Source organism: Pseudanabaena sp. BC1403 (assembly GCF_002914585.1).
Lineage (GTDB): Bacteria > Cyanobacteriota > Cyanobacteriia > Pseudanabaenales > Pseudanabaenaceae > Pseudanabaena.
In genome coordinates, this window is the sequence record NZ_PDDM01000008.1 from 180,069 (window position 1) to 190,865 (window position 10,797).

9 protein-coding genes are annotated in these 10,797 nt (G+C 43.8%); 3 read left to right on the top strand and 6 right to left on the bottom strand.

Features of this window, described 5'->3' with window-relative positions; genetic code table 11:
- Positions 1–18: 18 nt before the first annotated feature.
- From CQ839_RS09835 to CQ839_RS09850, 4 genes are all read right to left on the bottom strand, one after another.
- Positions 19–1,128, bottom strand: a complete 1,110-nt coding sequence (locus CQ839_RS09835) for an MSMEG_0568 family radical SAM protein (RefSeq protein ID WP_103668098.1) — start codon at positions 1,126–1,128, stop codon at positions 19–21.
- Positions 1,121–2,083: a Nit6803 family nitrilase gene (locus tag CQ839_RS09840; protein ID WP_181016160.1), complete on the bottom strand. Its 963-nt coding sequence runs from the start codon at positions 2,081–2,083 to the stop codon at positions 1,121–1,123. Before CQ839_RS09840 ends, CQ839_RS09835 begins: the two co-directional genes overlap by 8 nt.
- Positions 2,084–2,097: 14 nt before the next feature.
- On the bottom strand, positions 2,098–2,580 hold the full coding sequence (locus CQ839_RS09845) for an MSMEG_0572/Sll0783 family nitrogen starvation response protein (protein WP_103668100.1): 483 nt from the start codon (positions 2,578–2,580) through the stop codon (positions 2,098–2,100).
- A gap of 435 nt (positions 2,581–3,015) precedes the next feature.
- Positions 3,016–4,296, bottom strand: a complete 1,281-nt coding sequence (locus CQ839_RS09850; protein ID WP_103668101.1) for an MSMEG_0569 family flavin-dependent oxidoreductase — start codon at positions 4,294–4,296, stop codon at positions 3,016–3,018.
- Positions 4,297–4,596: 300 nt separating this feature from the next.
- On the opposite strand from CQ839_RS09850, the gene CQ839_RS09855 reads away from it, so the two are divergent.
- Positions 4,597–4,902 (top strand): hypothetical protein, encoded by a 306-nt coding sequence (locus tag CQ839_RS09855; RefSeq protein WP_103668102.1) that lies wholly within the window; start codon positions 4,597–4,599, stop codon positions 4,900–4,902.
- A gap of 73 nt (positions 4,903–4,975) precedes the next feature.
- Here CQ839_RS09855 and CQ839_RS09860 read toward each other — a convergent pair whose 3' ends face one another.
- Both CQ839_RS09860 and CQ839_RS09865 read right to left on the bottom strand, forming a co-directional pair.
- Positions 4,976–5,815: a metal ABC transporter permease gene (locus CQ839_RS09860; RefSeq protein WP_219817760.1), complete on the bottom strand. Its 840-nt coding sequence runs from the start codon at positions 5,813–5,815 to the stop codon at positions 4,976–4,978.
- Between the two features lie 7 nt (positions 5,816–5,822).
- Positions 5,823–6,341, bottom strand: a complete 519-nt coding sequence (locus tag CQ839_RS09865; protein WP_103668103.1) for a hypothetical protein — start codon at positions 6,339–6,341, stop codon at positions 5,823–5,825.
- Positions 6,342–6,442: 101 nt separating this feature from the next.
- Here CQ839_RS09865 and CQ839_RS09870 point away from each other — a divergent pair, with 101 nt between their 5' ends.
- Positions 6,443–9,361 carry a tetratricopeptide repeat protein gene (locus CQ839_RS09870; protein WP_103668104.1) on the top strand — a complete coding sequence of 973 codons (2,919 nt, stop codon included), beginning with the start codon at positions 6,443–6,445 and terminating at the stop codon, positions 9,359–9,361.
- Between the two features lie 142 nt (positions 9,362–9,503).
- Complete coding sequence (locus tag CQ839_RS09875) at positions 9,504–10,442, top strand: serine protease (RefSeq protein WP_103668105.1); 939 nt, start codon at positions 9,504–9,506, stop codon at positions 10,440–10,442.
- Positions 10,443–10,797: the final 355 nt, after the last annotated feature.

Sequence of the window (10,797 nt, forward strand, 5' to 3'; positions counted from 1 at the left end):
GGGGGGAGGGTCTTATTCTTATTCAAAAAGAGAAAGTGCTGAACAAGCGCCACATTTTGCGCATCCTGCTTTGATATCGGCTGAAGACATATGCGATCGCCTTAGTAATGCGCCCACCTGCTCATAAACCGCAAACATAAATTCGGTTGTTGGTGCAGGATGATTAGCTAAGGGTGTGCCGCTAATCGGGACAAAGGGAACCACAAAGGGATAAACGCCGATGTTAATTAGGCGATCGCAGGTTTCCACCAGAGTTTCTAAACTATCGCCTAGCCCAGCCAAGAGATAGGTGCTGACCTGTCCCCAACCAAATACTTTCACGGCAGCAGCGAAAGCTTCAAAATAATATTCAAGGGGGACGCTGGCTTTTCCCGCCATAATTTTGGCGCGAATTTTTGGGTCAGCAGCTTCCAGATGCATTCCTAACGTGTCAACACCAGCGGCTTTCATACGTTCAAACCAGATAAAATCATCGGGAGGTTCGCATTGGACTTGAATCGGAATATCCACTTTTGCCTTAATCGCTTTTGCACATTCCGTTAAATAAGCAGCACCGCGATCGCTAGTATTTGGTGTGCCTGTGGTCATCACCATATTTTTGACACCATCCAGCCGCACAGCAGCTTCCGCAACTTCCGCGAGTTGCGCAGGAGTTTTCCGAGATATGGTACGCCCTGCTTCCAGAGATTGCCCGATCGCACAGAATTGGCAGGAAGTATCGGTATTGTTATAGCGCATACAGGTTTGCAAAACCGTTGTAGCTAGTACATCATGGCTATGCAAGAGGGCGATTTTCCAATAGGGAATCCCATCGCTGGTGGCGAGGTTATAGAAACTAGGTGATTTCGGGAAAGAAATGGGCGCGATCGCAGTTTTGCCCGATTCCAAGATCATCTCATTAGTTTCGGCGTTGATTTCCACAGTGTAAGGAGAACTTGCTGCCGAACTGTTGAAAACTGGAACCATTACCGTCGTACCATCAATAGCGATCGCCTTGTGATCCGACGGGCCAGCACCACCTTTTCGACCATTCGCTCCCATTTGGCGATCGCTTTCGCGATCATTTTGGCGATCGACTAGTTGCAAACCCTTAGTTTGTAATTCGGTAATCAGTTGTTGCTTATTCATTAAGGGTGACGCTCTCATCGAAATTTGCGATCTGAAATCCTGAATATGGTTCAGCATTTAAATGAGCTTGGAGCAGGTCTGGACGCGCATAATGTCCAACTGAGTCCATCATGCGTTTCCGCTTGGTGATCAGCGAGAAATCTAGATCTGCGATCGCCATACCTTCGCCTTCCGTAATTGGTGGACAGAGATGATTTCCCTCTGGCCCAATGATAGCGGTGTTGCAACCACCACTGAGAGCTTTTTGGAGTTTCTCGTCGGTTGTGATTTGCGCAACTTGATCTGCCGAAAGCCAACCAGTAGCATTTATCACAAAGCATCCAGACTCCAGCGCGTGATGGCGGATCGTGACTTCAATTTGGTCAGCAAATATTTGACCAACCAATGATCCTGGGAACTGAGCGCAGTGGATCTGCTCATGCTGAGACATCAACGCAAATCTCGCCAAAGGATTGTAATGTTCCCAACAAGCAAGAGCGCCCACTTTCCCAACCGCAGTATCCACTACCTTCAAACCTGCGCCATCTCCCTGTCCCCATACCATCCGCTCATGATAGGTCGGCGTGATTTTACGGCGCTTCAATAATAGTGAGCCATCAGCATCGAAAATTAATTGTGCGTTATAGAGAGAACCTCCGTCCCGCTCATTTACACCCAATACAACAACGATGCCATGCGATCGCGCTGCTTGACTAACCGCATCCGTCACAGGACTAGGAACCACCACGGCTTCGTCATAAAGTCGCATATGTTCTTTTCCCATCATTACTGGTGGCTGCACGAAGGAAAAGTAGGGATAGTAGGGAACGAAGGTCTCAGGGAAGACGACGATCTGAGCACCTTCTTTAGCGGCGTTTGCGATCGCTTGCAAGACCTTCTCAGTCGTGCCATCGCGACTAAACAGCACAGGACTGATTTGGACAGCGGCAGCTCTAACTTTGCGTGAGTAATCCACGATTTATCTAGTTCCTAGAGAGTCCAAGTATCAAGAATGAAGGCGTTATCTTTACGATGTAAAAGAATGATATCCAATACATCCAGAGGACTAATCGGACGAATACCAGGAATCAGCGAAGGTTCGCCATGTCCATAGAGAGCTTGCAATGCAAAGCGACAAGCATAGACTTTGCCACCTTCAGACATGAACTTAGTGATTTGATCATTGAAATTCTGATGTCCTGGGAAAGCTGCGTCGCCTAGTTTGGGGAAGCCGCGCTGTACGCCGAGAGTCACCCCAGGGCCATAAAGCAAAATCGAAGTTTCAAAACCTTTACGAAGTAATCGTGTTGCTTGCAGGAGGTTTACAAAACCGATTGAACCTTCAAAAGCTACTGTATGGAATGTGACTAGGGCTTTCTCCCCTGGTTCAGCTTTGACATCTTCAAATACTTTCTCTTCATAGTTCACAAAGAAATCGCCAGTCTGATGGGCAGGAGTAGTTACTTCAGGCATTGTTGTTTCCTTTAAGGTAAATGTTTAAGAAGCTAATAGCTATTAGCTTTAAAATTTGAAGTTCAAAATTTCTTTAAGAAACCATGTAAGAATTACTTTCTGCGATCAAAAGTTCTAAGAGATCCCCCTCAATCCCCCTTAAAAAGGGGGAGGAATTAAATTCTCCCCCCTTTTTAAGGGGGGCTGGGGGGGATCTATACAATTCCCAAATAGTTTCTGATGTTTAATCTGAACAAGTGCTAGCAAAGCTAAAAGCCAAGAACTAAAAGCTTATATCTAACTAAGAACTTGAAGCCAGATTAGTTGTTAGACAAGGTTCTATTTTGTATCTCTAGCTACGAAAAAGAGAACTCTATCTTTATCGACAGGAAGGCGATCGCTTTATTTATGAAATTATCAAAATGCGATCGCTTACCTATCGATTTCGATAGGTAGTCATGAACCGAGCAAAAACTCGTTTACTACAGTCCAATCGCTCACATGGGAAACCTTGCGTCGCGCCATGATGTAATCAGCGAGATAAGTAGCATCTCTAGCAACTCCAGAGAATCTACCCGAACCCCATGTATAGAGCCAAGGTAATCCCAAAAAGTATAGCCCTTTGATATCCGTCACACCGCGATCGTGACAGGGGTAACCCTTGCCATCAAATACGGGAATCTCGATCCAACTAAAGTCAGACTGAAAGCCTGTACACCAGATCACGGTTGTAATATTCGCCTCAGCCAAATCTAGATCGGGAATATCCATTGCTGGTTGCCAGACGGGTTGATAGGGAGGCTCAAGGGGTGCATCAAGATTATTTTTAGCAATAAAATTATCAATCGTTTTCTTAATACTCTCGGAAACTGCATCTGCACCATCAAGATTTTGCTTGAGGTCATTGAAAAATTCCAATTTATTGCTAGCAATATTTTTCAACCTGCCGTGGAGTTGCATTCCTTCTAAAGCAAAACGCCGTAAATCAATCTCGCGACCACCATCGCGACCTGTGAGATAGTGGTTAGCTTTGCTCCGTACCTTCTCTTTTTGGGGATGCTGATCAATCGATAGGTCATAATATCCCATCAGATCCAGCCATTCCACCGCATCCTTACCGCGATAACGACGGGGCGATCGCGGCGCACTACCAACACATAGATGCACTTTGCGCCCTGCCAGATGTAAATCTTCGGCAATTTGGCATCCCGATTGACCAGTACCTATTACCAAAACAGCGCCATCGGGAAGAGATTCAGGATTTTTGTACTTTGAAGAATGAACCTGCAAAATATGGTCTGGCAAGCGCTCCGAGATTTTAGGAATCTTGGGCTGATGGTATGCACCTGCGGCCACGACAACCTGATCGGCAGTGTAATCACCAATGCTCGTAGCTACTTCAAAGATACCGCGATCGCCTCGTCGCAAATTTAGCACTTCCACGCCTTCCTTAATCGGTGGATTAAAGGATCGCGCATAATTTTCAATATAAGCAACGATTTCATCTTTTTTGATAAAACCTTCTGGCTCCTTACCTTTATAGGGATATCCAGGAAGCTGACATTGCCAATTTGGAGTTACCAAACAAAAGGAATCCCAGCGCTGCGATCGCCATGCATTCGCAATTTGATTTTTCTCAAAAACTATATGGTCTAAGTCTCTTTCCTTTAAGCAATAGCTCATGGATAGACCCGCCTGACCACCGCCAACAATTACAACGGGATAGTGATTTGTCATTGGCTAACTTCTTAATCATTGCTTAGAATGATTTGAGATTAAGTGCTAGTCAAACTGTGATTTTGTATTCCTAACTACGGAATCTCTAAGTCTATCGATAACGTTAGGGATAGAAAATAGATCCATGATTTTGGTGCGATCGCAAATTAAACTTCTAGCTAAAAGTAGAGGCAGCGCGAAAGCGCCATCTCTACTTTTAGGCTTTTATGAGGGCGCTTTGCGCCCTTTCTAGTTTTGTTCGTGAGAGTATGCCCAAACAGGCTAGGATACAAATACATCAAGTTAATCAGGAATTTAACAATGGTAGAACGTCCTATCAAAAAAGCAGATCGTCAGCTAAACCCCGAAACCAACGAAACCACTCCTAGCGTTAGACAGTCTGACGACTCCGACAAAAGGCGTTCTTCTGGCCGTGATGGTCGTGATGGTGGTAAAGGCAAGAGAGATAAAAGAGGCGGAAGGGACGAAGAAGTCAAAGCTCCCGTAAATCTCGCTTTGGTTAGAGGCCCTAAGCCAACCAAACCACAACCAGTCGTGGAAGAAGTTATTGCTGAAGTAGCTGAAGCGTCTGAAGAAAGCGCAACCGAAGAAACAACCGAAGCATAAATTAAACAAATAAAAGGCAGCGCGATGCGCTGCCTTTTATAGGCAAATAAAAAGCGGCGCATCGCGCCGCTTTTTATTTGCCTGTGAGTAAGCCTTGACTGGGACTAAAAACTAAGGTCAATAAAAATAACAGCAGCACTGCTAAGACGATCGCAGGGCCCGAAGGCAAATTCAAATAGTAACTGGCATATAAACCGATCGCACTTGCCGTAACACCTAAACCAGACCCCACAAAAATCATCTGATGCAATTCCTTAACTAATAAATAGGCGGTAATCGCGGGGCCAACTAATAGTGACACCACCAACACCACACCCATCGTTTGCATACTGGCTATAATCGTCAAAGTTACCCCTGCCATTAATCCCAAATAAATGAGATTAACGGGCAATCCCAAAGCCTGTGCCCCAATCCGATCAAAGGTATAAAACAATAATTGCTTATAAAACATCGCGATCGCTGCTAACACGATCACAGTAATAATTCCCGCCCGCATCGTATCCGTCTGGGAAACGCTAAGAATATCGCCAAACAAAAAGCCATGCAGATCAATCTTGATTTTGAGCAATGAAATCAACAAAATCCCGATCGCAAAAAAGCTCGAAGAAGTTAACGCCATCGCCGCATCAACCTTAACGCGAGTCTGCGATCGCAACCATGCAATCAAAAATGCACTCCCAATCCCCGATATAAATGCCCCGATCGTGACATCAATACGCCAAAAAAAGGCGATCGCCATGCCTGGCATCACCGTATGCGTCATCACATCGCCTAGTAATGCCATTCGCTGCACGATCAAAAAACAGCCGATCGCTGGACAAATAATTCCTGCTAAGCCACCTGCAATTAAGGCATTGCGCATGAATTCCAGCGCAAGCGGCTCAGTGATCCATTGCCATATTTGAATAGCCATAAATTAATTAATCCTTTACCGAACCAAAAGCGGCGATCCATTTGTGCTGAATGGCGGTTTCAAGAATACTTTGCACGATCGCTAACCATACAATATTTTCGAGTAACAAGATGGCGATCACTAAAGCCATTTGGACTAAAGGCAACAGCGTTAGTGCAGGTAAATCGCGATCAATTGCGGCAAAACTACGGATGCAAGCAAAAGCTAAAATCGCCCCCGATTTGAGATGTGAGTTGCGATCGCGGCGCACGATGTAGCGATAGGTGACTGCAAACAAAAAACCTGAAAAACCAATCATGCCTAGCTTGATTAGCAAAATGAAGGGATTGCCAAGCTCAAAACTGCTAATTAGTTGCACAGTCAGATGAACAGTCAGAAAATCCTGCAAAAAATGATGCAATAGGGCGATCGCAAAAAAAGCGAACACACTAGCGATCGCGCCGAGAAAACCTGCTTTAAAAGATTCGATGCGATCGGCTACTGATAGATGATCTGATGCGATCGCAATAGGATGAGAAGATTGCACGCTCGTTAACTATATTTTAGGGCTACAGCAATCCTACATGAGTATTGAGCTAAGGAGTTTTAGCAAATGTATAATTACTCGGTAAGTTCAAAGGTGATGTTATGGCTTCACGGATTTACTCACTTACGTTTATTTTGGTATCTGGACTCTTGGGCTTAGTTTTGCCGCCTGATTTGCCTTTGTTGACTTCCCAAGCACAGATGACGCAAGATTCCAGATTATCGGCAGATCTACTGATCCAAGTGGGAGATCGACAGCTTTCCCAAAGACAATACCGTGAAGCAATTCAGTCATATCAAGCAGCGTTAACAATCTATCAAACAACAAACAATCGCTACGGTGAAGGGTTTTCGCTGGTCAGTCTAGGCTATGCCTATAACAGTTTGAGAGAGTATCAAAAAGCGATCGATGCTTATTCGCAATCCTTAGCAATCTTTAAACAAATCGGCAATCGCAAAGGTGAAGAATATGCGATCCTTGCTCTCGGTATGTCCTACAATAGTTTTGGAGTTTTATCTAGCAGCCTAGGCAAGTATCAGCAGGCGATAGAAGCATCTCAGCAAGCCTTAGCGATCTTTAAACAAATTGGCGATCGCAACAGGGAAAAGGCTTCGTTGCTCAGTCTTGGTTTTGTATATAACAGTCTCGGCGAACATCAAAAAGCCATAGACTACTACCAACAAGCTTTAGCAATCATTAAACAAACAGGCGATCGCGTTGGAGAAGGAGATGCGTTTATTGGGTTAGGCATTGCAAACATCAGTATCGGACAGTACCAGCAATCTATCGCCGCTTTTCAGCAAAGTTTAGAATTTAGCAAGCAAATCCGCGATCGCAATAATGAAAGTACTTCTCTCAATGGACTAGGAAATGCGCACAACAGGCTAGGACAGTATCAAAAAGCCATAGATTACTACCAGCAAGCTTTAGTAATCTTTAAACAAACTAGCAATCTTAATGGCGAAGGATCTACCCTTGGCAATCTTGGCACTACATTCTCCAGTCTGGGCGAGTACCAAAAAGCCATAGATTACCATCAACAATCCTTGGCAATATTTAGACAAATCAGCGATCGCCTTAGCGAAGGAAAATCTCTCTCTAATCTGGGGCTTACCTCTAACAATATAGGACAGTATCAGAAAGCGATTGATTACTATCAGCAAGCCTTAGCACTTGCCAAACAAAGTGGCGATCGCAGTGGAGAAGGAGCTTCACTAATTGGTTTAGGGCTTACCTCTAACAATATAGGACAGTATCAGAAAGCAATTGATTACTATCAGCAAGCTTTAACAATCCTTAAACAAATTGGCGATCGCAATGGTGAAGGCAAATCACTTGGCGGTTTGGGAAATGGATACTACAGGATAGGAAAATATCAGAATGCAATCGATTTCTACAAGCAGTCTTTAGCCATCTCCAAGCAAATCGGCGATCGTAACGGAGAAGGATATTCATTGATCGGTTTGGGGCTTGCATATAACAATCTAGGACAGTATCAAAATGCAATTGAGTCTTACCAGCAAGCTTTAGTAATCGCCAAACAAATCGGTGATCGTGATGGTGAAGGAATTATCCTCAATAATTTGGGATTGTCATTTTATGGACTAAATTTTCCCGATCTCGCAATTTTATCTTATAAACAATCTGTCAATGTGCGTGAATCCATTCGTAAAGATATTCGTGGACTCAGCCAAGAAGAACGGAAATCTTATTTAGGTCGAGTTGGATTTACCTATCGGATACTTGCTGGGCTATTACTCAATCAAGGACGTGTGATCGAGGCGATCCAAGTCCTTGACTTGCTCAAAGTCCAAGAACTGGAAGACTATCTCAAAAATATCAAAGGGAATGATCGAACCTCGCAAGGGATTAGAATGCTAGAGCCAGAAAAAACGATTAGTGCTCAGCTCTCAGGCATTAGCAAAGAGCAAATCCCTGAACTCAATCGCCAACTTGCCAATCAGATTCAACAACCTCCCAAATCTGAGCTTAATAAAGTTCCCGATTATCTCAAACAAATTCCTCAAGGAACAGTCCTTTTCTATCCTCTAATTCTTAGCGATCGCTTAGAGTTAATTCTCTTCTCTGCAAATGCTATTCCCATCAGCCGCACTGTAAAAATCTCCAAATCCAAACTAGAGAACTTAATAATTGACTACAGAAGTGGACTTCTTGATTCTGGCTCCGAAGATGTCAAAGAATCTGCTAAAGAACTCTACAACTTGCTAATTAAGCCCATCGAAATAGAACTTGCACAAGCCAAGACTGACACAATTCTCTATGCTCCTGATGGAATCCTCCGCTATATTCCTCTTGCCGCACTATATGATGGCAACCAATGGCTAATTGAGAAATATCGCATCAGCAATCTAATAGCCTATATTTTGTCCGATTTTTCGCCACGCTCCAAATCTCAGCCTAGCATCCTTGCAGGAGCATTTGGGGGTAAAGCAGGTGAGCGAAAATTTGGACAAATTGCTCTACCCGCGACGATTAAAGAAGTGCAATCAATTGCCGATTCCTTTAACAATTCCGTTACTTTAATCGAAGAAGACTTTAGCCGCCAAGCCATCGAATCAAAATTCAAAAATCACAATATTCTCCACCTTGCGACCCATGCTGAGTTTAATACTGGTGCACCAGAAAATTCCTTCATCATTTTTGGTAATGGCGACAAAATCCGCCTCAATGAAATTAGCGATTGGCAAATCCCGAATATAGATCTGATCATATTGAGTGCTTGTCAGACAGGCACAGGTAAACTTGGTGATGGTGTGGAAATCTTGGGCTTTGGCTATCAAGTCCAAAAAGCAGGGGCAAAAAATGCGATCGCCTCGCTTTGGTCAGTAAATGATCAAGGTACTCAAACCCTAATGGAAGCATTTTATCGCGAACTCAAAAAAAGCGATATCTCATCGACTGAGGCTTTACATAGAGCGCAAGTTTCTCTGATCAAATCACCAAAATATAATCATCCTAATTATTGGTCAGCATTTTTCGCGATCGGTAATGGGCTTTAATTAAATGGTTTATGAGAGTGTGTCCCTTTGGGGCACACTCTCATAAACCATTATTGTTGCAAATTCCGTAACCACCATAGGGATCATTTACTTTTGATCTAACCTAGTAAAAGCTAACCTTAGATGCTCAGGAAATAAGTCTATGCAAGTCAAAATGTGGAAAGCTTTAATCGGGTTTGTGTGTGGGATAGCGATCGCCTCGTTATGCGGGATCATGATCCATGCCCCCTCAGAAGCACAATCGCTTGAGGAGTTGCTGACCCAAGATGCTCCTGCACAGATTAATGAGTCTAAGCCCCTTAACACAAATTCTAATGGCTTTGTGCCTAGAATCTTGCGCCAAACAGAGCAGCCCATTGCTACTCGAAGCGTAATTGGGAAAGACCAGCGCCAGCCGATGATGAGCCGAGATTATCCTTGGTCTACGGTGGGCAAAGTGGTGGGATGGACTGGGAAAAATCAAAAGTATTCTTGCACAGGAACATTGATTAGTGCGTCGCATGTGCTCACCAACTCTCACTGCGTTTATGACAAAGGGAAGTTAGCGAAGAAACTGGTCTTTTTACCCAACTTAATCAATGGCCGATTGAAGAAAAAGACAGATTATGCGGTGGTGAAGGAAGTATTTGCGGGAACAAAGAACTCAGAAGAGGACTCGGCTGATGATTGGGCAATCTTGTTACTGGATAAGCCTTTGGGCGATAAGTATGGATACCTGAAGTGGAAATCTCTTTCTTTGACAAAGTTGAAAGATTATCAAAAAAAGCTATTTGTGACAGGCTATTCGGTCGATTATCCTGATCCAAAGATCTATGGAGATTTGCAAGCTGGTAAGGGAGAGACAGCAGGCGTTCATGTCGGCTGTAGTGTAGTCGGAGAATTGGATGGGATGTTTGTGCATGATTGCGATACAAACTCTGGAGCTTCTGGTTCGGCGCTGATTGGCAAGATTGATGGTGCTTATCAGATTGTGGGACTCCATGCGGCAGGGCTGAAGTCTCGTTCAGGCAAAGGAATTGAGAACTATGCGGTGCAGATTGGAAGAATTGAGACGGAGTTAAAGAAGGAGTCGGATAATTAGCTTAAATTCAATGCAAGCTCAAAAAGAAGTTTGCTATTTATGATATTGAAATGTAAGTTTTGCTTAGGACAACCTTACACGGAAAGAAATTCCTGATACAGCTCAAAACCCAAATAGAGAAATTCGGCGCGAAGCGCCGAATTTCTCTATTTGGGTTTTATACCAAAACACAAAGAAGAGGCAACAGATGATATAAGAGAAAAAGGAGAAAGAGGATAAAAAAATGGCAGGAGTATATAGATTAGAAATAAGTGAAAGCGAAGAAGAGCTAAAAGAGATGCTAGGGCGGCAGAAAACAGGCTCAGATAAAGAACGAGTGCAAGTATTGTACTTACTGAAAAGCAAGCAAGTTGGT

Bases quoted from the DNA above. Each gene is read 5' to 3' on its own strand.
- CQ839_RS09835 (WP_103668098.1), bottom strand. From the start codon at position 1,128: ATGAATAAGCAACAACTGATTACCGAATTACAAACTAAGGGTTTGCAA.
- CQ839_RS09845 (WP_103668100.1), bottom strand. From the start codon at position 2,580: ATGCCTGAAGTAACTACTCCTGCCCATCAGACTGGCGATTTCTTTGTG.
- CQ839_RS09850 (WP_103668101.1), bottom strand. From the start codon at position 4,296: ATGACAAATCACTATCCCGTTGTAATTGTTGGCGGTGGTCAGGCGGGT.
- CQ839_RS09855 (WP_103668102.1), top strand. From the start codon at position 4,597: ATGGTAGAACGTCCTATCAAAAAAGCAGATCGTCAGCTAAACCCCGAA.
- CQ839_RS09860 (WP_219817760.1), bottom strand. From the start codon at position 5,815: ATGGCTATTCAAATATGGCAATGGATCACTGAGCCGCTTGCGCTGGAA.
- CQ839_RS09870 (WP_103668104.1), top strand. From the start codon at position 6,443: ATGGCTTCACGGATTTACTCACTTACGTTTATTTTGGTATCTGGACTC.
- CQ839_RS09875 (WP_103668105.1), top strand. From the start codon at position 9,504: ATGCAAGTCAAAATGTGGAAAGCTTTAATCGGGTTTGTGTGTGGGATA.